Raw genomic sequence first — 21,740 nt, 5'->3', positions numbered from 1 at the left:
ATGAAGAAAATTTTACTATTCATCACTTTATTTTACGGTTTTTCAAATGTACTCTATTCTCAAGAAGCTTCTGAGGATGGAGTTGTTTCGTTTTCATTACCCATCAGAAATTCTTTAAAGTTTAATAGATATTTAATCAACCCAACATTCAGTTTTGTTCGAGAAACAAATCCGTATGTAAGTTTTTATAATAAAAGACAGTGGACGCAATTTGAAGATGCTCCAAACACTTACTTATTTAACTATTCTGGACGCTTTAGAGAGAATGAAGCATTTGCAGTTGGTCTATTTCAACAGAATTACGGGTTAATGACTGTTTTTGGCGGAATTGCCAATTTCGCTCATAACATTGTTCTTGAAGAAGACAGCAATTTGACTTTCGGTTTAAATGTTGGTGTTTATCAAAGTGGCTTAAATACAGGGAAAATTATTTCAGATGATCCAACTATTTTAAACGGAGACTTTCCAAAAAGCACCTTGTTAACCGTAAACCCAGGGATTAACTACGGTACTGCATTTTTAGATTTCGGATTGTCTATTAACAATTTAGTTTTATACAATTTTGGATCTGGAATGGTTAAAGAAGATCCTGAAAGAGCTATCGAACTACATGCTATGTATACTGGATATATTGATAGTTATGGTTTTTTTGATAGAAGTAAATTTTCAGGTATCATCAAAACAGAAGTTAAAAAAGACAAAACAGTTATTTCAGGACTTGGTATGCTGACACTTCAACAAGGAGTTTGGGCACAGGCAGGTTATAACACTTTATACGGAGTTTCAGCAGGACTTGGGGTTAATATTTCACCAAGTATTGCTATTGAATACAATTACGAAAGAGGAATGGGCAATTTCTCTAATTTAGGCGGTTCTCATGAATTTGCCATTGCCTACAAATTCAAAAATAGAAATTACTATTACGGAGATGATGAGGAAGGTTCATTAATTGATCCAGCAAAACCAAAACCCGTTCCTGCTAAACCAAAATCAGCGAGCAACTCAAGTTACAAGAGTTGACGGAACTGAAAAAGCAAGATTAGTCTGCTGAAGCGAAAGCAAAAGCTGATGCCGAAGCTAAACAAGCCAGACTTTAGCCGCAGAAAAAGTTAAGGCCGATGCCGAAGCTGCGAGCAAAAGCAAAATTAGAAGCCGATAATAAAGCTAAAGCAGATGCTGAAGCTATTAAAATAAAATTAGTCGCCGATGCTAAAGCCAAAGCAGATGCTTTGCAATTGCAGCGAGAGCACAAACTGCAACAGCAAATAGAGCGGTTGCTCGCAACACAAAAAACACAGGCACAATTAGGCGCTGATAAAGCAAGAGCTGATGCAGAGCAACGCAGAATTAAACTGGTCGCTGATAATAAAGCCAGAGTAGATGCCGCTAGCTGTCGCAAGAGCACAAGCCGTTGCAAACAAGCCAGGTGCCACTACAGCACAAAAAACACAAGCGCAATTAGTCGCTGATAAAGCTAAAGCAGATGCTGAAGCAATGAAGTTAAAATTAGCCGCAGATGCAAAAGCAAAAGCGGATGCAGAAGCCAGCTTGCAAAAGCAAAAGCTGCGGAAGCGAAACCAGTCGCGCCACAAAAAACGGTCGCACAACTTGCTGCTGATAAAGCTAAGGCAGATGCTGAAGCAATGAAATTAAAATTAGCCGCAGACGCAAAAGCAAAAGCGGATGCCGAAGCCAGCTGCAAAAGCAAAAGCCGCAGAAGCGAAACCAGTTGCTTGCGCCACAAAAAACGAGCCGCACAGCTTGCCGCTGATAAAGCTAGAGCTGATGCTGAAGTCTGCTGCAAAAGCTAGATTAGCGATTGCCGAAAAAGTAAAAGCAGATGCAGAAGCGACAAGACAAGCGAGACTAGTCTGCGACTGAAAAAGCAAAAGCAGATGCTGAAGCCGCTAGATTGAAACTTATTGAAGATAATAAAGCTAAAGCTGAAGCCGCAGAAACAAAACGTAAAGCAGATGCAAAAGCAAAAGCAGAAGCTGCAGATATGCAGTCAATTCTAGTCGCAGATGCAAAAGCAAAAGCAGATTCGGATGCATTACAAGCAAGATTAGTCGCTGAAGCAAAAGCAAAGGTCGCTTGCTGAAGCAAAAACTAAAACATCTATAGATGCCGCAAACAAAGCAAAACTTGCCGCAGATGCAAAAGCAAAAACTGCTGAAGAAGCCGCATTAAAAGAAAAAATTAGCCGCAGACGCAAAAGCTAAAGCCGATGCTGAAGCAAGACAAGCAATTATTGTCGCTGAAGCGAAAGCAAAAGCGGATGCAGAAGCATTAAAAATAAAACAAGCAGAAGAAGCTCGTCAAGCGCAATTAGTCGCTGAAGCAAAAGCCAAGGCAGATGCAGAAGCATTACAAGCTAAACTTGTGGCAGATGCCAAAGCAAAAGCAGATGCTGAAGGCTGCGGCCAAAGCGAAGTTAGAAGCAGATGCGAAAGCAAAAGTTGCTTGCTGAGGCAGAACAAGCAAGATTAGCGGCAGAAGCTAAGATAAAAGCAGATGCAGAAGCTGAACAAGCAAGATTGGCGGCTGACGCAAAAGCGAAAGCGGATATGGAAGCTTTACAAGCTAAACTTATTGCAGATGCTAGAGTTAAAGCGGATGCTGAAGCTACAGCAAAAGCAAAAGCGGAAGCTGAAGCAAAAAAATTACAAGAAGCAGAAGAAGCTCGTCAAGCTAAATTAGGCGCAGATGCAAAAGCGAAAGCAGATGCTGAAGCTCTACAGGCAAAACTTGCGGCTGATGCCAAAGCAAAAGCAGATGCAGAAGCATTAAAAGCACAACAAGTCTGCTGAAGCAAAAGCGAAAGTGGAAGAAGAAGCTCGTCAGGCTAAATTAGCCGCAGATGCAAAAGCGAAAGCAGACGCAGAGGCGCAACAAGCTAGACTTGCTTGCAGAAGCTAAAGCAAAAGCAGATGCGGAAGCATTAAAAGCACAACAAGTTGCTGAAGCAAAAGCAAAAGTGGAAGAAGAAGCTCGTCAGGCAAAATTAGTCGCAGATGCTAAAGCAAAAGCAGACGCTGAAGCACTAGAAGCTAAACTTGCGAGCAGATGCAAAAGCTAAAGCTGATATGGCGATGCGCAAGCAAAATTATTAGCAGACGCTAAAGTTAAAGCAGATGCTGAAGCTACAGCAAAAGCGCAAGCAGAAGCAGAAGCTAAAAAATTACAAGAAGCAGAAGAAGCTCGTCAAGCTAAATTAGCCGCAGATGCAAAAGCGAAAGCAGATGCTGAAGCATTAAAAGCGACACAGGCGGCTACGGAAAAGGCAAGATTAGAAGAGGAACGTCAGGCGAAATTAGTCGCAGATGTGAAAGCAAAAGCAGACGCTGAGGCACTTCAAGCTAAACTAGGCGCAGACGCAAAAGCAAAAGCTGATATGGAAGCTTTACAAGCAAAACTTCTTGCCGATGCCAAAGCAAAAGCAGATGCTGAAGCAACAGAGAAATTTAAAGCTGAAGAGGAAACAAGAAAGCTTAGAGAAGAAGAAGAGCGCCAAGCACAATTAGTCGCAGAAGCTAAGGCAAAAGCCGATGTCAGCGCACTTGTCGCTACAGCCAAAGATGATACAGGAAAAGCTATTGAAAGTTTGACTCAATCTGTTGAAAGTTCAAGTAAAATTGAAAGTGATTTGTTAGATCAGTTTAAAGCAAATGTTGCGAATAAGCAAAAAGACTTGAACGATTTAAAAGAAGAAAATGATTTAAGTGAAAAAGGAATTTATAGAGAGCCAAAACCATTCAAAAGTGTAGCGTCAGAGAATAGTCAAATCGAAGCGTTAAAACTTCAAATTGCTGAAGCAAATAAAAGCATGAAGAATGAGATCGATAGATTATCTGCTTTGTATAATGACAGACTTAAAAAGTTCCCAAAAAATGATCCGTTGAATAAAACGTATCTGGATAAGATAAACGAATTGAAAGCAGCTCAATTAAAAATGGAAAGAGAAGGAGCGACTTTATTAGCCGATCTAGAGCGTATTAAAACAGAGACTGAAATTGAGCGTAAACGTAGAATTAAACGTGCCGCTTATGAAAATGATCAAGGAAGATATGCGCAGGACGTTGCTCAGCTCTAAAACGTATTAAAGAGACAACAAAAGTAAGTAATACACCATTGACAGCAAATGATTTTGATTTTGGAGAAGAGCAGTCAAACATGCAGATTATTAAGAATATTAAGAATTCTGACAGCGGTTATTATTTGATTATTGCAGTTCATAACAGTGTACAGAAGCGTGATGAGTTCTTGACTAAAGCAGTTGTCGCCGGACGTACAGATGTGAATTTCTTCTACAATGTAGCAACAAGTAAATACTATATCTATTACGAGAAGTTTGAAGGTTTACAAGACGCAACTAAAGCATTAGAAGCAAAGGGTAGTAAATCATACAACGGAAAAATGGCCATCGTAAAAGTGGAGAATTAATATTAAGTAAGATTAAACAATGGTTCCTTTTAAACAGAGGAACTAGATTAATAAATATTTTAGAGTACTAATTGTATTATTCTTTAATGCCCCTTGGAGAATAATATACAGGGTAAACAAAAAAAGGACTATGGAAAAACCTACTATTTTTAAATCAGCTAAAACTGTTTTTACTTCTATCAAAAGCATTGTTTCTGATACTCAAAAACAGTTTGAAAAACTAGTGGAATCATTTGATAAAAAACAAATGCTTCAACCACTATTTGTAAAAGTAAAAGAAAACCGGAGAGCTATTTTCGGATTTCTGCTGTTTATGTGTTTCGGCTATGTAAATGCTCAGGTCGGAACTGCTTTTACACCTAGACTTTCTGGGGGTAGCATTAAAGTAAAAGGAGACATTATTTTAATTGGTAATTCGGTTATCAGTAAAACAGATACCAGACCTGTTTTTAGTCCTGCTTGCTCCTGTAAATGGTGTTCTTTATACTGGAACAGTTACTAATTTGTCAACTTTAACAACAGAGGCGAGTAGAGATTTTGATGGTAATGGGAATAACAATGATTTTTTTGTTGAGTACATAGATATCGATAATGATCCTGATACTTTTAATTCGACAATGGCTAAATTGACCATTGATAATTCTTGTAAAAATATTGTCTTTGCTGGATTATACTGGTCGGCAATTTATCCTTATGAAAGAAGTACAAATAATTCCACAAAGTATGATGGTTCTTTAAGAGAAGAAGACTGGAATACAATTAAGTTTAAACTGCCTAATAGCGACGGGCTATATAAAACTATAACAGCCAGTAAAACGGATACTAAAGAAGTAATTTTTGATGGTTATAAAAAGAATGGGAATAGAGTACAAGATTCTTTCAAAGATTCTCCATATGTATGTTTTAGTGATGTAACGAAACTGCTTGCAGGATTTGTCAGATGCTAATGGTGAGTATTATGTTGCGAATGTTAGAGTCGCTAGAGGTAAAAGAGATGGTGGTGGTGCTGGAGGCTGGACTTTGGTGGTAATTTATGAAAGCCCAAGCTTGCCAAGTAAATTTATCTCGGTTTTTGATGGTTATGTGGGAGTAGATCCTGGAAGAACACAAGATAAAACAGTTGATTATACGGTCAGCGGTTTTCAAACTTTACCTGTTGGATTTCCAGTAAATGCAAAAATTGGCGTAGGCGCTTTAGAGGGAGATAAAGAAACTAATAATGATAGTTTTTCTATTAAAGCAAATTCAAAAGCAACTTTTACTAAATTGAAAGACGATGTTAATCTAGAGAACAATTTCTTTAATGCATCGATATCTAGTAATGGATTACATATTTTGGGTACAAATAGAAAACCCAAAAGTATCAATAATATGGGATTTGATATTGATCATATCGTTCTTAAAAATGATAATAATTCTATTATTCCCAATGGAGAAACTGGAGCGACTTTAAGATTAACAACTGATGGTGATGGATATGGAGCCTTTGTAACTACTTTTGCAGTTGACGTTATTGAGCCAAAAATTGTATTGACTAAAGTTGTAAAAGGAGTTCGTACTAATGCGACTGGTGTTCGCGAAGAATATAATTTAGGATCAGACCCGGTTAATTTAGGTCAGGAAATAATCTACGAAATTGGTTTTAGAAATGAAGGAAATGACGACGCCAAAAATTTTACAATTACTGATGTACTGCCGCAAAATGTAATTTTTGACCGATCAGTTGATATTATTAAAAAAGATAATGGTGTACAAGATATCTCTTATGATCCAGCTACCAGAACACTTGTGTTTTCAGTTCCAGATGGTATTGTTAAAAAAGATGGTTCTACTTATACGATAAAATTTAGAGTTAGAGTAGTAAACGATTGTAACGAGTTAGTAGATGCTTGTTCTAACCTTATTAAAAATACGGCAACTTCTAGATATTTTGGAACTTTAAATCCAACTAATAACGGTAATCCTTATGGTGACGGAAGTTACTCTTTTAATACAGGATGTATTGTAGGTGATCCAACGTCTACTAACTTTTTGGTTGGTATTGACGATTGTTTGTTTCAAAGATCGGTATCACTTTGTGGTAGCGCAATTCTAAGAGCGACAAATGGATACACAACTTATGAGTGGAAAGATGAAGCTGGTAGAGTTGTTGGTACTACTAGAGAAATTACAGTTACAAAAGCTGGAAAATATACGGTACAAACGGGAGGTAATCCAGATTGTAAAGGTATTTTGCAGACTTATACCGTAACAGATTATGCTGTTGGAGCTAATGATAATCCAGTAAGCCCTTATGCAAGCAATATCGATCCAGCTACAGGAAGACCTTATCTTTGTACAAATGATAGAAAAGAGTTTCCAAAGATTTTCTTATGTGGTGAAAACGATTCAAAATTTATTGATACCAAAATTACTGCGGCCGATACGACTGTTAAATGGCAGGTAACAACAGATGTTCCTCCTACAGGATTCCCTGAAAGTTGTGCTTATGAAGATGCGGTTAACTGGACACAAGTCGCTCCAGATGGACCAACATTTACTGCCAACAAATCTGGATCTTATAGAGTAGTGGTATCTTATGGAAATAATTGCCAGAACATATTCTATTTTAGTGTCTTTAAGAATCCATTAAAAATTGCGGTTGACAAAAAAGACGTAGTTTGTAATACTCCTGGAAGAATTACAGTTACAAATCCACAGCCAGGTACAGGTTATACATATAGTTTAGACGGGACTAATTATCAAACTTCAAATGTATTTGATAATTTGGTTACTAATAATTATACTGTACACGTTAAGCAGAATGCGACAACTACAGAAACATCTTCTTGTCCATTCTCAATTGATGTTACTATTTTAAGAGCAGATTTTAAAACTACTGTTACACCAAATGATGCGCTTTGTGAAGGAAAAGGATCTATCCGTGCTTCTGCAGATAACGTTAATGGTGATTACCATTTTGTAGTTATAGATCTTGCAGGAAATATAGTGGGAGATTCTGGACAAAAAACGACTCCAAACTTTCATGAGTTTTTTGATCTTGTCTGCGGGAGTTTATGATGTTACAGTTACTACAACTGACGGTTGTACAGAAACGAAGAGAGTTACAATAAACGATAAAAAATTAACTGCCACGGCACAAGTTACCAAAACACTTGCTTGTGGAGATGGTGAAATTACTATACAAGCTTCTGGCGGAACTCCAGTTCCATTACCTCCAGGTGCTCCGGCCAATTCGCCGGCAAGATATTACTACACCGTAAATGGAGTAGATTATGGAACAAATCCTATTATTCCATTTACTAGACCATTACCTCCTAATGGAGAATTCACTATTGTAGTTACAGATTATAATTCTTGTTCTGTAACAGTAAAAGTAAAAGCTGAAGATGTTCCAAAACCTACTGTTACATTTACACCTCACGATGCTAAATGTTATGGTGAAAGTAATGGTTATATTGATGTGGCAATAAATCCTGCAAATTCAGGATACACAGTTGAATATAGCATTGATGGTACAAATTATAGTTCTGTTGCTCCAATTAACAATTTAGCAAAAGGAAACTACGATATAATTGTAAAATATACTTACGGTGGTGTAGAATGTATCGAACCAGCTGTAAAAGTGTTTATTGATGAACCGGGAACTGCATTAACAGCTTCTGCGGGAGTTTCTGAATTAGCAGGTTGTGATCCATCTGGAAACGGATTCGGTAAATTACGTATTACAAATCCACAGGGAGGAGTGCCTAATTATACATACAGTTTCGATGGAGGAGTTAACTTTCAGCCAGAAAATGAAAAGTACGTAGCGCCAGGAACTTATAATCTTTATATTAAAGATGCTAATGGATGTACTTTCTTAATGGAAGGTATTGTATTAGACAAAGAACCGGTAGCACCATCAATTTCAGTTGAAACACCAGTTGATTTTAATTGTGATGGATCTGCTACTAGTACAGTAATTGTTGATAACCCAGGACCAGAAAATTATAATTATAAATATTACATTGACGGAAGCACAACACCAAATACAAATGTTCCGCCAAATGTATTCTTAAATGTTCCTCCGGGATCACATACTATTCGTGTAGAATATGCTCTTTTAACAGTTCCAACTTTCAGTAATTTATTGAATGAAGATTTTGGTGTTGGTTACAATACTAAATCTCCAGGAATTGCAGCAAGCATATTGTTACCATGATTTAGATTTGCCTTCTACTTGTCCAAATAAGGCAGGTACTTTAGAAGACAATCAGTATGTTGTAACAAGACAAATTGTACCAAACAATTCAGCTTGGTATCCTTTTAGAGATCATACTTCAAACGCAACAAATCGTTTTGGACGTTTCTTAGCCGTAAACATTGGTGGAGCGGCAGGTCCAAACGGAGTTTTATATAGTAAACAAATCAATGACGTTATTCCAGGTCAGCCTGTAATTGTAGAAGCTTATTTAGCTAACTTGTTCAGAGCTGATTTCGTTGGAGGTGTAGATCCAAGTTTCGCTTTCGAATTGGTGGATACCAATGGAAATGTAATTGCGCAAGCACCGGCTATTCCGCCAACGCCAAATCCAACAGGAATTCCTCCTATCCCAACAATTTTAAGATCGAATAAGTGGGAAAAAAGAGAAGTAACCTTAAATCCAGGTAACAACACCACTTTGATCTTTAGAGTAAGATCAGGAAGTACAGAATATAGTGGTAACGATGGTGCTATTGATGATATTAAAGTATATCAATTGCCAAAATCATGTATCAAAGAAAAATTATTAACTATTGTTGTTCCAACAGGAAAAGCATTTACAGGAACTGCAGATGTTACTAAAGATGTTTCTTGTGGAGGTACAGGTGCTCCAAATGATGGAGAAATCACAGTTACAGCAACTAATTTTGACACTACTTACGGTTATGATTATACCATAGACGGAGGAGCAAATTGGATCAATGTTAAAACTACTCCTTTTATTATTAAAGGCTTAGAAGCTAAAACATATGATGTAAGAGTTCGTTACGATGCTACAACAGAAGCAACTTGTACAAAAACATTTACTCCAACAATTAAAGCCCCACAAGCACTTATTGCTGGAGGTGTTGTACATATTCCTGCAAAATGTTCTGTAGGAGCTACAATTAGAGCTTCAGCTTCCGAAGGAACACCAGCTTACGAATATGAATTAAGACATGCAGACGGAACAGTATATAAACCGTTTCAATCTAATACAGACTTTACAGATATCCCAGAAGGAGATTATGAAGTATTTGTAAGAGATGCTAATAAATGTGTCAGCGCAGTAGGTGCTCCTGTAAAAGTTGTAGCGCGCCTGCAATAAGCGCCGCATTAGATATTAATTCAGATTTCTGTTATGATACTGCAAACAAAGCTTCAGTAACGGTTATTGTTACTGGAGGAACGGGTCCATTCAGTTATAGTATTGATGGAAAACCAGCTCAAACACCTTCTAATGTATTTAATAATATTGAACCAGGAGACCATACAATCATCGTTATAGATGCAGTAGGTTGTTCTCCAGATCCTATTGATTTTAGAATTGAGAGAGAATTAAGTGTTGATAAAGGTATCAAGACGTTAGATTGTTCTCCAACAACAGGAAATGCTGTTGTTACAGGAACAATTTCATATGGATATCCTCCATATACAGTAAGTTTAGTTTCTGGTAATGCAACAGGAACACTTGTACAGCCAACTACACCAAGCGGAACTACATTTACTTATACAACAGGAATTGCAGATACATACATTTTTGAGATTAAAGACGCAAAAGGATGTACTAAAGAATTGACTGCTGTAGTTGATCCTATTACAAACCCAAGTTTAAGAGAGGTTAGTAAAGTGCCTGTTTCTTGTAACGGATTATCAGATGGATCTGTTGTATTAGTCGCGCAAAATGGTTCAGGCGGTTACAGATATAGCTCTGACAACATCACATTTACTAATACAACTGGAATTTTCTCTGGCTTATCAGCAGGACTACATACTTTCTATGTACGAGATAATAAAGGATGTTCAGGACAAATAGATGTAACTATTACTGCACCAGTCGCAATACAAGGTTCTGCATCTATTACGATAGCATATAATTGTGATCACGCGACAACAATTACTGCCACTGCAAGCGGTGGAAATGGTTCATTTACTTTTGTTTTAAAAAGAGGAACAACAACTGTAGCAACAAATACTGATGGTATATTTTCAGGACTAACTGTTGCAGGAACTTATAGTGTAGAGATTACAGATGGTAAAGGATGTCCGTTAACAGTTTCAGTAGCAGATCCTATTGTAGCTTTAACGCCTCCAACTGGTATGACTTTCTCTAACACAGCATTAAGATGTCCTGCTAATACAGTGGATGTTACAATTGATGGAGTAACTGGTGGTAAAGGTACATTGGCAACATTCCAATACCGTATCGTTTCACCAATTGCACTTCAAACAATATTCCAATCAGATCGTACGTTTACAGGCTTAGCTCCTGGAACTTACATGTTTGAGGTAATGGACGAAAATAATTGTAAGAAACAAGTATCCCATACAATTGATAAATTACCAGAGATTTCTATTACAAGTGTCTGCCGAAAGCGTAGTGAAATGTAAAGGAGAATTTAATGGATCTCTGAAATTTACCATATCTGGTTTCGGAAACAATACACCGTATTCTTATACAGTAGACGGAGGAACAACTATTTATACAGGTACAACTGATCCAACAGAAACGTCTTTTGATATTATTGTTCCTAATTTAAATGCAGGAAATCATTCCATTTTGGTTACGAATGGAACGACAAACTGTACTGTAACAAGAAGCCATAATGTAGCAGAGCCATTGGATCAATTAATAATGACTCCAGCAACTGTAACTCCAGAAACTTGTTCTGATAAAGGAACAGCAGTAATTAATGTTGCAGGAGGTTGGAGTACACAGTATACTTATACTATAACGCCTGCAACTGGTCCGGAAATCGAACAAATAAATAACAATAGATTTGAAGGTTTAGAAGATGGTACTTATAGCGTTAAGGTTACAGATTTAAATGGTTGTGAAGTAACAGGTTCATTTACAATTTTATTGAATGATACGGTAACGGCAAGTATTTCTTCTGCTAGTTTATGTTATACCACAACCAGTAAAGGAGCTATTTACGTAACTCCAAATATGCAAACGAATTATACCTACAGTATAAATGGACAAACGGCTCAAGGTAACGGAACATTCGAAAATTTAGAGCCAGGTAAATACATTATTACGGTTAGAGATTCTTCTACAGGATGTAGTGCCATATTAGACGAGCAGATTGTTGCCCCTCAATTAACAGTTAGTACCAACTTATTTGCTGGGCCAAAATGTAATACATCAGATGTTGTAATTACAGGTACAGTTTCTGGGGGAACTCAAGGAACAAGTGGAAATCCAGTATATACTTATACCGTTACAATTGACGGAGATCCAGAGACTACACCAGTAACAATACATAATGTTACGGCTACTGATGGAACATTTACTTACACAGATTCAAGTGGTATTGTCGCAGGAAAAACGACACCTACAGTATATGTATTTACATTTACAGATGCTTGCGACTCCAGGATGTAGTGTTACAGCTACTAGAACCGTACAGCCAAAAACAAATCCGGAAATAACAGATGTTGATCAAGTAGATGTGGTGTATTGTAGTGCCGATCAAACAGGATCTTTCAAAATTGACTTAGATTTTTCTAAAGGAGCTAGTCCTTACGTTTATACTGTTGTTAAGACGGATGTTACTCCAAATGTTAATTATGGAACACAAACTACAGGTCTTCCTAAAGGAACTTACTTGATTACAGTTACAGATGCTAATGGTTGTACTCATTCTATGCCTGGAACAATTGCGGGTCCAGACCCTATAGTTGTAGATTACACTGTGAGACCAATTACCTGCGATAACTCTGGAAATGTTTCAAAAGGTTCGATCATTATTAGTTCGGTTATTGGTGGTACACCAGGATATATATACCATGTTACAGGTCATAATTATGATAAATTAGAGCCTAATATTGGCGGAACTTCTGTAACTTTTGATATTGTTGAATTTGGATTGTATCAAATTAAAATTACAGATACGAACAATTGTTTAGTAGAATATAAAGATGTTTTAGTTGCTTCTCAGGTACAAAGTCTTGATATCGATGTAACATCACTTCCAGCAGTTTGTAGTTCTGGTCCAATTGGTGGAGGATCAGCAAATGTAAAGGTAGCTTCAGCGCTTACAGGAAACGGACCGTTCTATTTTAGTGTTTACAGGGGAGTAGATAATCCTTTCCCTTCTTCACAGTGGGTTCCTGAAACAACGCCTGGTACACCAAGTACACCAGGAAGTAAAGAAGCAACGATTACTGGTTTAACGCCAGGTGTAAAGTATACTTTTATGGTATATGATGATGGTACAAAATGTTACTACTTTCAAACACATGATCAACCAATAGCAACAAACTCTACTTTAGATACAAGTGCTTTAGTATCTACCAATGTGAGTTGTTTTGGAAGTGGTAATGGTCACGTTCAATTTACAGTTACAAGTATTTATCCTGTGGCAACTGACATTGAATATGAAATTTTTGACAGACTTAGTAATGTATCAACAGGAGTAACAGGTATAGGACAAGTGCCTGCAAATGGTTCTGTTACATTGACTAGTCCAGATTTAAATTTTGGTAATTACTATGTTTTAGTAAAAGAATCAGCAGGTGCAACTAACGCGGGATGTAGTATAGCTTCAGATCAATTTACGATTAGAGAATCTTCTACACTTTTATCAGTGAGAGCTAGTTCAGGAAAAAATGCCAATTGTGCGGCAAATTCTGGAGTTGTTACAGCTCAAGGACAAGGAGGAACAACAGTACCTGTTGCAGATCCGGCAAATGGTTTCCCAACAGCAGTTCCTTACTTATATCAAATTTTCCCAGATTTAGGAAACCCACGCGATATTTCTGATGATGTTCAGCCAGCGGCAGCTTCATTCAATATTGCATCTCATACGTCTAATACATTTAATAGAAATGCAGGAGACTATATCGTTTATGTACGTGATGCTTATGGTTGCGTTAAGCATGCTTTTGTTACAGTTGCTCAAGATCCGACACCAGTAATCACAGCAGTTCCTGCGCTTCAATGTACAGCTGTAGAAGGAGCTTTTGGTATAACTGTTACTTTAACAACATCAGGAGTTGGAGTTCATAGTTATAGTTTAGACAATGGGGATTTTGAAGAAGCACCATCATCAGCAACATCATTTACAATTCCTAATATATCTTCAGGAACACATACGGTAAGAGTGAAAGATGCTAATGGTTGTGGTAATACTGTTTCAAATATTGAGATTTACGCACCACTAGATATTCAAGCTAGTTTTACAACACAGCCAACTTGTATTAATACAGATGGAAGAATTACAGCGGTAGTTACAGGTGGTCATCCATCAAAAAACTTTAGATATACATTGGTAAACAATACCGTTACGGGTAGTACTCCGGTAGTTCAAGACAATGATCCTTTATTTATTGATCTGGCTCCGGGTAATTATACAATTACTGTTCAGGATTTAGGAACATTAAACCCAGCATTATATTGTAGTAAATCGGTAGATGTTGATTTAGCGATACCAGCAACGGTTGATTTCAGTTTAACTAGTACATCTCCAAGTTGTTCAGGTTCTCAAGGAACATTGAATAATGGAACGATTACCGTTACATTGCCAGCAACAAATATTGATATACCTTATAGATATACCTTAACTAAAATTTCACCAACACCTCTAGGAAGTCCAGTGACTCAAAATACGAAAGTATTTACAGGATTAACATATGGCGATTATGAAGTTACAGTTCGTTCTGCAAGAGGTTGTTCTTTAACTTTACCTTGGACTATTGCGGTATGCCAGAGGTGACAATAAGATTAGAGCAAGATGAATTCAAATGTACTGGAACCGCTTTTAATGAAAAAGTGGTTACTGTAATAGCAGGTGGAGGCGCAGGTACAAATCCTCAGGATTATCAATATAGTGCAAATGGTACAACATGGTATGACCATACTCATGTATTTACTGTAGGAGATAACGGATTCCAGAAGACATTAAGATATTATGTAAAAGATGCAAAAGGATGTATTGTTAGTGCTCCAATTACAATTCAGCCATTCCCTAAATTAGTTTCGGCTGTTGTTGCTAAAATAAATCCAGTGATGGATTGTATTAATAACAGACAAGATATTGAGGTTGTTATTACTGGTGGAACAAATACGCCATTAGCATTTACTTACCAAGCATACCGTGACGGTGTTGCTGAGGGAGGATTAGTACCAGTTACTAATGATAGATTTATTTATGGCGCATTAACACCTGGAAGTAATTATCACTTTGAAATTTTTGATAATAATACTACTTGTAGTATTCTGTCTAATACTATAGAAGTACCAGTATTTGATACTCTAAAAGTTTTTGCTACAGCTGCTTGCAAATGTAGATTGTAACGGGAACTCAACTGGAGCAATCGAAATCAATATTACAGGTTACGCAGGACCATATACCTATGAGATCCATAGAGGAGGAAATCCTTTAACTCCAGCTCTTACAGGAATAGGAGACAGTACAACATCAAGTTCATTCGTTCTTCCTCACGGATTAGCGGCTGGAACTGATTATACAGTTCGTGTTGTAGAGACAGCTTATCCAAGTTGTGACTTTACAACTACAATTCCTGTAGTTATTACTGAGCCAGCTCCATTGACTGGATTCTCAGTATTTAATGAAAATAAAAACTGTTTTAACACAGGTTCAAAAGTTACGATCGACCTAACTACTATTTCTGGAGGAAGTGGAGGATTAACTTATGCATTCGTTCAAGATAACGGAACGCCTGTATATGGTCCAGATAGTTTTGCTATCCTTGATCCTGCAACAGCCACAGAATGGGATGTGTGGGTAAAAGATAAAAACGATTGTGCGATCAAACTTGATGTTACGATTGCAGAAGATGTTAGTCCATCAAACCTTACTGTAAACACATTCAGTCAATGTCCAAGTCCAACAGGAACTTATACATTTACAGTTACTGCAACAACTGCAGGTGGTGCTGAATACAGTATTGGAAATGGTTTCCAGCCAACAGGAACATTTACTGTTGATAAAGCAGGTATATATATTGTTACAATAAGAGACAAAAACGGATGTACAAATCCAGTTCCATTCAGTGTAACAATTTTAGAACCTCTAAAATTAAAATCTCGTATTACTGCTGTACCAACTTGTAATGATCCTGATGGTGAAATTACAGTTGAAGCTGAAGGCGGAAGCAGTAATTATCAATACAGCAGTGATGGTACAAATTTTGGCACTTCTGCAGTATTTGGCGGATTAGTTCCTAATACTTATACTTTCTATGTTAGAGATACAACAACGGGTTGTACTGCACAAGTTACTGAAACTATTCAGCCAGCAACTTTAATTACTGGATTTGCATTAACAGCAACACCAGTAACATGCGCAGGATTCTCAGATGGAACTATTACAGCGACTATGACAACACCTTCAGCAGGTGTTAATGATAACCCGAAATACAGATATAGTATCGACGGAGGAGCTAATTATCAGGATTCTAATATCTTCACTGGTTTAGCTACAGGTCATTACGTAATCACAGTTATTTCTGGAAGAGGATGTATTACAACAGAAGAAACAGATGTAAATACACCATTACCAATTAACGTTCCTGCGCCAGCAGTTACTCAGTTCAACTGTAACACAGGAAGTAATGCAAGTAACTTTGCTACAATTACAGTTTCTGGAGTAACGGGAGGTTCTAATATGTATGCTAATTATGAATTTATAAAAGTAGGTACTCCAAATACGGTTGTTTATTTCGGATCTAATCCAGTTTATACAATTCATGATTTAACTGGAGGAACATATATCGTAAACGTTTATGATAATAAAGGTTGTATCGGAACTGCTCCAGCGCAAATTGTGATCAATCCATACATTGCTTTAGACAAAATCACGGTAAATGTTGATCGTGCCATTACATGTAATAATCTAGAAGATATTACAGTTTCAATTAGTTCAATCGGAGGAACACCAACGAATTTACAGTATACTGTTGTAGACATCGATGCTTCTACAGGAGCACTTGGAACTTTGTATCCTTTGCAAACTAATTCTGATGGAAGATTTACAGGTTTACCAGTTGCAAATTATTTAGTAACAGTAACTAATCTAGATACAAGTTGTAGTGTTGACTACATACATTATGTAAACGAGCCAAATACATTCGATCTTAAAATTGAGAATGTTCAGAACGTAACTTGTTTTGCAGGAAGCAACGGTAGCATTGATGTTACTATAGTAGACTTGTTAATTAAAACAAATCCAGTTAATCCTGATAGCGCAGGTCCATTTGATTATGTGATCCGTGACGCTTCAAACACTATTGTAACAACGGGTTCATCTTCAACAGCTGGTCCAACTACAATTTCTGGTTTATCTTCTGGAGTTTATAGTATTACTGGAACATTAGTAAATACACCGTTCTGTCAGTCAACTAAAAACTTTACTATTTCACAACCAGCGCTGACATTAGCGGTTACGGCTACTAAGAAAGAAATTACTTGTATTACAGGTAATAACGATGGTAAAATTATAGCATCTGTAACAGGCGGATGGCCAGGAGGATATAAATACGAGTTGAGAATTGGTACAAATATTATCACTTCATATCAAGATTCTCCTAATTTCGAGAATTTAACAGCAGGTAACTATACTGTTTATGTAACAGATAGCAAAGGATGTGAAGCATCATTTAATGTTCCGTTGGTAAATCCAACGCCAATTGATGTTACTATTGGAGTAGATAAAACAGTACTACTTTGTTTTGAAGATCAAGATGCGACAATTACTGTAAATACAGTAACTGGAGGTTCTGGTAACTATACATTTACTTTAAGCGGTACTTTAGCTGATGGTACACAAATTGTTAGAAGCGACACAGCCAAGCAGAACATTTGCTGGATTGGGTGCAGGAACTTATCAAGTAACTGCTTCTGATGATTGGACTTGTAGTAATGTGTCAAATCCAATTACTATAACGCAGACCTGCAGTAGTTAAAGCTTCTTTAGCAATTGATAGAACAGAAACTTGTCAAATTACGCCAAGAGTTACTCTTACTGCGACTGGAGGAAGTGGTACGTACTATTATAGTGTTGACGGAATCACCTATAATCCAACCTCATTTACTTCAATTGTAACAATTGATTTACCAAGAACTACGGCGACGGTAACATACAAATATTATGTAAGAGATTCTAACGGATGTTTAAGTGTAGAATCTAACGGAATTACTTTCGCGCCAGTTCCAGCAATTATATTTGAAACGTTAAGCCATACAGATATTCAATGTACTGGAGATGTAAAAGGAACAATTACCGCTATTGCAAAAGGTGGTTTAGGTAACTTTACTTATGTATTAACAGATGTTAATGGTAATCCAATTACGCCTGCTCCAGCACAAGTTTATCCTGGTGAGTTTACAGGTTTACCTATAGGATTCTACAGAGTAACAGCAGTAAGTTTAGATTGTAGACAACCATCTGAAATAATTGAGATCAGCGAACCAGGACAAGCTTTAACAGCTACTTTAGATGCAGTTAATATTACTTGTTCAGGATTTAACAATGGTAAAATAACGGTTAATGCCGTGGGTGGAACAGGAAGATATGTTTATGCAATCGCTCCTAATTTCGAACAATTCTTTGATAGCAATGTTTTCCAAAACTTAAGACCAGGAATTTATATTATTAGAGTTCAAGACGAAAATGGATGCTACCAAGATTATGAGCAAGAGATTACACAGCCTGATCCAATTGAAATTACAGAAGATCTAACTTTAAGAGAGGAAGAACATTGTGCAGGTGACCATGATGCTCAATTTGCAATTGATATAATTGGAGGTACAATGCCATACAGTTATAGTTTAGATAATCAAAACGGACCATTTACTGTTGGAGATCCAACACAAACTAAGTTTGTATTCTCTAACCTTGCTGGTGGAACTCATATTGTTTACATCGTAGATGCTAATCAATGTTCTCAAGAAATTACAATCGAGATGGGATTACCAGTTACATTAAATCCTACGATTGAAGTAACTTATGACTGTGTGAACAATGCACAGGCAAACATGGTTGTGGTGACAATTGATCCTTCTAATAATCCAGCGGATGTAACTTACTCACTTGATAACAATGGAACATTCCAGCCAAGTAACATCTTTACAAATGTTGCTCCTGGACCTCACTTCATGGTAGTAAGACATACAAACGGATGTGAAGTGTCTACTGAACTATTTGAAGTAGCGGCAGTAGATCCAGTAACTCTAGTAGATACAACAAACCAAAGCAGTGAAATCAATACGATATCAGTTAAAGCTTCTGGTGGTGTTGCTCCTTACGAATACAGTTTCAATGGAGAACCATTCTCTTCATCAAATACCTATAGAATCTATAAAACAGATGTTTATAAAGTGATCGTAAGAGACAGAAATGGTTGTGAGGCAACAATAGACGTTCCAGGTACATTCTATGACTTCTGTATGCCAAATTACTTTACACCAGATGGTATCGGTGCTAATAATACTATTGGTCCTGATTGTGGTGCATTAGCATACAAAGATCTGACATTCGATGTTTATGACAGATACGGCAGAGTAGTTGGTAAATATCGTGTAGGAGGAAAATGGGATGGTAGATACCACGGAAATGAATTACCAACAGGTGATTACTGGTATGTTCTTAAACTAAATGATCCGAAAGATCCAAGAGAATTTGTTGGACATTTCACTTTATACAGATAACAAAATTATAGCCCCAATGATGTTATCTAAAAAATTTATTACAATGAAAAAGTTTATTTTATCCTTAGTACTCATGGCTGTAACAACAAGTTACAGCCAAGAGTTAAACCTACCAGTGTTTACCCAGTATTTAGCTGATAACCCTTTCATTCTTTCACCTGCTTATGCCGGTATTGGAGATAATCTCCGTATTAGAGCCAATGGTTTAACGCAGTGGGTCGGAATTAAAGACGCACCAGACAACCAATCATTGTATGCAGATTTTCGGGTTTTAGATCGTTCGGGAGTTGGTTTATCATTTTATAATGACAGCAACGGAAATACAAGACAAACAGGAGCAAAAGTTTCATTTGCACACCACCTTATTTTAGATTATTCTTCAGAACAATATCTGTCATTAGGTATCTCTTATAACTTTAACAGTTTCCGTATCGAAACGGGTAACTTTACTGGAGATGTAAATGGTGTTCCAATTGCATTAGATCCTTCGATAACAGACAATCGTTACAATTCAAATAATAACTTTGATATTAGTGCTTTATACCGTAACAAAGGTTTTTATTTAAGTTTTAATGCCAACAACGTTTTAAAGAAAAACACAGACAAGTTTAGAGGAGTTGAACCAGAGTTACTTTCTAACTTTCAGGTGTATTCTGGATTCACTTTTAAAGATGGTGAAAACAGAAGAATCGAATACGAACCATCTGTTTTCTTGCAGTACTTTGCAAGTGACCAGCGTTCTACAACCGATTTTAACTTTAAGTACAGACGTTACAATCGTTACGAAGATTACTATTGGATTGGAGTTTCATACCGTTTCTTAAATGACCAGTTTCCAAAGCCATTAGCGGCGGGGCCTATGGCTGGTTTTATGAAATCTAAATTCTATTTTGCCTACTCTTATCAATTAATGTTTAATGGTTTAGGCACCTACAATTCAGGAACACATTCGATAACAATCGGGTTTGATTTCTTACAATCTATCAGTAACTGTCCTTGTACACAGAGTCCAGTTCGCGATTAAGCAAGTAATTTTATCATTTTTAAGAATTAATTTGTTTGTTTTCATAATTTACAACGTTTTCGTTTTTATTGAAGCATTATTTTTGCTTTTTTGAAATTTAGAGTACTGTAAAAGTTCTATATTTGTTATTCTTTCAAAAAATTAAAAAAATTAGCAGATGAAAACTTTAAACGATTTCGATTTTAAAAATAAAAAAGCAATTATCCGTGTTGACTTCAATGTGCCGTTGGATGAAAATTTTAATGTTACAGATACAACACGTATCGATGCTTGCAAAACCAACAATTGACACAATTTTAGCACAAGGCGGAAGTGTGATCTTAATGTCTCATTTAGGCAGACCAAAAGGAGTAGAAGAAAAATATTCTTTAAAACATATTTTAAAAACAGCTTCTGATATTTTAGGAGTTGAGGTAAAATTTGCTGAAGACTGTGTTGGAGAACCAGCTCAAACTGCGGCAAAAGATTTAAAACCAGGCGAAGTATTATTATTAGAAAATTTACGTTTTCACGCTGAAGAAGAAGCTGGAGATGTAGCTTTCGCTAAAGAATTAGCTTCTCTTGGAGATATTTATGTAAACGATGCATTTGGTACAGCTCACAGAGCACACGCATCAACTACAATTATTGCACAATTTTTTCCAAACGAGAAATGTTTCGGAACATTATTAGCTAAAGAAATTGAGAGTTTAAATAAAGTACTTAATAACAGTGAAAAACCTGTTACAGCGGTTCTTGGAGGTTCTAAAGTTTCGTCTAAAATCACAGTTATCGAAAATATCTTAGATAAAGTAGATCACATGATTATTGGAGGCGGAATGACCTTTACTTTCATTAAAGCACAAGGAGGAAAAATTGGTGAATCTATCTGCGAAGATGATAAACTAGATCTAGCTCTTGAAATTTTAAGATTAGCAAAAGAGAAAAACGTTCAAGTTCATATCCCTGTTGATGTTATTGCTTGCAGATGATTTCTCAAACACTGCAAATACTCAGATTGTAGATGTAACTGCAATTCCTGACGGATGGCAAGGTTTAGATGCAGGTCCAAAATCTTTAGAAAACTTCAAAAAAGTAATTTTGGAGTCTAAAACGATTCTTTGGAACGGTCCATTAGGAGTTTTCGAAATGGAAACTTTCTCTAAAGGAACCATCGCATTAGGAGATTATATTGCCGAAGCAACTGAAAATGGAGCATTTTCATTAGTTGGAGGTGGTGATTCTGTTGCGGCAGTAAAACAATTCGGATTTGAAGACAAAATGAGCTATGTTTCCACTGGTGGCGGGGCTATGCTTGAGATGTTAGAAGGGAAAGTTTTACCTGGAATCGTCGCGATTTTAGACTAAAAAATCACAATTAACATTTTTTTACA

The 21,740-nt window shown here is 36.7% G+C and carries 21 protein-coding genes and 1 pseudogene; all 22 read left to right on the top strand.

Annotated elements, in window-relative coordinates; all coding sequences use genetic code 11:
* Positions 1–1,020 carry a PorP/SprF family type IX secretion system membrane protein gene (locus ACZZ95_RS05200; RefSeq protein WP_463468281.1) on the top strand — a complete coding sequence of 340 codons (1,020 nt, stop codon included), beginning with the start codon at positions 1–3 and terminating at the stop codon, positions 1,018–1,020.
* A 98-nt stretch (positions 1,021–1,118) separates the two neighbouring features.
* The gene (locus ACZZ95_RS05195; protein ID WP_463468280.1) at positions 1,119–1,469 is read left to right on the top strand and encodes a hypothetical protein; all 351 of its coding nucleotides are present in this window, start codon (positions 1,119–1,121) and stop codon (positions 1,467–1,469) included.
* A complete protein-coding gene (locus ACZZ95_RS05190) occupies positions 1,381–1,647 on the top strand; it encodes a hypothetical protein (RefSeq protein ID WP_463468279.1) in 267 nt (88 codons plus the stop codon). Before ACZZ95_RS05195 ends, ACZZ95_RS05190 begins: the two co-directional genes overlap by 89 nt.
* A gap of 36 nt (positions 1,648–1,683) precedes the next feature.
* Entirely contained in the window at positions 1,684–1,881 is a 198-nt protein-coding gene (locus tag ACZZ95_RS05185; RefSeq protein ID WP_463468278.1) for a hypothetical protein, read from the top strand.
* Positions 1,882–1,912: 31 nt separating this feature from the next.
* Positions 1,913–2,101 carry a hypothetical protein gene (locus ACZZ95_RS05180; RefSeq protein WP_463468277.1) on the top strand — a complete coding sequence of 63 codons (189 nt, stop codon included), beginning with the start codon at positions 1,913–1,915 and terminating at the stop codon, positions 2,099–2,101.
* 343 nt (positions 2,102–2,444) lie between these two features.
* Complete coding sequence (locus ACZZ95_RS05175; RefSeq protein WP_463468276.1) at positions 2,445–2,810, top strand: hypothetical protein; 366 nt, start codon at positions 2,445–2,447, stop codon at positions 2,808–2,810.
* 92 nt (positions 2,811–2,902) lie between these two features.
* Positions 2,903–3,079: a hypothetical protein gene (locus ACZZ95_RS05170; RefSeq protein ID WP_463468275.1), complete on the top strand. Its 177-nt coding sequence runs from the start codon at positions 2,903–2,905 to the stop codon at positions 3,077–3,079.
* A gap of 246 nt (positions 3,080–3,325) precedes the next feature.
* Complete coding sequence (locus ACZZ95_RS05165; protein ID WP_463468274.1) at positions 3,326–4,093, top strand: hypothetical protein; 768 nt, start codon at positions 3,326–3,328, stop codon at positions 4,091–4,093.
* A gap of 38 nt (positions 4,094–4,131) precedes the next feature.
* The gene (locus ACZZ95_RS05160) at positions 4,132–4,443 is read left to right on the top strand and encodes a hypothetical protein (protein ID WP_463468273.1); all 312 of its coding nucleotides are present in this window, start codon (positions 4,132–4,134) and stop codon (positions 4,441–4,443) included.
* Positions 4,444–4,573: 130 nt separating this feature from the next.
* Positions 4,574–4,945 (top strand): hypothetical protein, encoded by a 372-nt coding sequence (locus tag ACZZ95_RS05155; protein ID WP_463468272.1) that lies wholly within the window; start codon positions 4,574–4,576, stop codon positions 4,943–4,945.
* 1 nt (position 4,946) lies between these two features.
* Positions 4,947–5,390: a hypothetical protein gene (locus ACZZ95_RS05150; protein WP_463468271.1), complete on the top strand. Its 444-nt coding sequence runs from the start codon at positions 4,947–4,949 to the stop codon at positions 5,388–5,390.
* Entirely contained in the window at positions 5,368–7,503 is a 2,136-nt protein-coding gene (locus tag ACZZ95_RS05145) for a hypothetical protein (RefSeq protein WP_463468270.1), read from the top strand. Before ACZZ95_RS05150 ends, ACZZ95_RS05145 begins: the two co-directional genes overlap by 23 nt.
* Entirely contained in the window at positions 7,469–8,647 is a 1,179-nt protein-coding gene (locus ACZZ95_RS05140) for a hypothetical protein (protein WP_463468269.1), read from the top strand. The genes ACZZ95_RS05145 and ACZZ95_RS05140 overlap by 35 nt, the downstream gene beginning before the upstream one ends.
* Positions 8,622–9,776 (top strand): SprB repeat-containing protein, encoded by a 1,155-nt coding sequence (locus ACZZ95_RS05135; protein ID WP_463468268.1) that lies wholly within the window; start codon positions 8,622–8,624, stop codon positions 9,774–9,776. Before ACZZ95_RS05140 ends, ACZZ95_RS05135 begins: the two co-directional genes overlap by 26 nt.
* Positions 9,725–11,059, top strand: a complete 1,335-nt coding sequence (locus ACZZ95_RS05130) for a SprB repeat-containing protein (RefSeq protein WP_463468267.1) — start codon at positions 9,725–9,727, stop codon at positions 11,057–11,059. Before ACZZ95_RS05135 ends, ACZZ95_RS05130 begins: the two co-directional genes overlap by 52 nt.
* Positions 11,031–12,056 carry a hypothetical protein gene (locus ACZZ95_RS05125; protein ID WP_463468266.1) on the top strand — a complete coding sequence of 342 codons (1,026 nt, stop codon included), beginning with the start codon at positions 11,031–11,033 and terminating at the stop codon, positions 12,054–12,056. Before ACZZ95_RS05130 ends, ACZZ95_RS05125 begins: the two co-directional genes overlap by 29 nt.
* Positions 12,016–14,388: a fibronectin type III domain-containing protein gene (locus ACZZ95_RS05120; RefSeq protein WP_463468265.1), complete on the top strand. Its 2,373-nt coding sequence runs from the start codon at positions 12,016–12,018 to the stop codon at positions 14,386–14,388. The genes ACZZ95_RS05125 and ACZZ95_RS05120 overlap by 41 nt, the downstream gene beginning before the upstream one ends.
* Positions 14,376–14,969, top strand: coding sequence for a hypothetical protein (locus ACZZ95_RS05115; RefSeq protein ID WP_463468264.1), 594 nt, complete (start codon positions 14,376–14,378; stop codon positions 14,967–14,969). Before ACZZ95_RS05120 ends, ACZZ95_RS05115 begins: the two co-directional genes overlap by 13 nt.
* Complete coding sequence (locus ACZZ95_RS05110; RefSeq protein WP_463468263.1) at positions 14,938–17,538, top strand: hypothetical protein; 2,601 nt, start codon at positions 14,938–14,940, stop codon at positions 17,536–17,538. Before ACZZ95_RS05115 ends, ACZZ95_RS05110 begins: the two co-directional genes overlap by 32 nt.
* Positions 17,539–17,612: 74 nt before the next feature.
* Positions 17,613–19,343, top strand: a complete 1,731-nt coding sequence (locus ACZZ95_RS05105; protein ID WP_463471627.1) for a T9SS type B sorting domain-containing protein — start codon at positions 17,613–17,615, stop codon at positions 19,341–19,343.
* A gap of 43 nt (positions 19,344–19,386) precedes the next feature.
* A complete protein-coding gene (locus ACZZ95_RS05100; protein ID WP_463468262.1) occupies positions 19,387–20,367 on the top strand; it encodes a PorP/SprF family type IX secretion system membrane protein in 981 nt (326 codons plus the stop codon).
* Positions 20,368–20,524: 157 nt separating this feature from the next.
* Positions 20,525–21,714 (top strand): annotated as a pseudogene (locus ACZZ95_RS05095) (phosphoglycerate kinase).
* The last annotated feature ends 26 nt before the right edge of the window (positions 21,715–21,740 follow it).

It is taken from the genome of Flavobacterium sp. AC267 (assembly GCF_979258715.1).
This window is presented reverse-complemented; position numbering and strand designations above follow the sequence as displayed.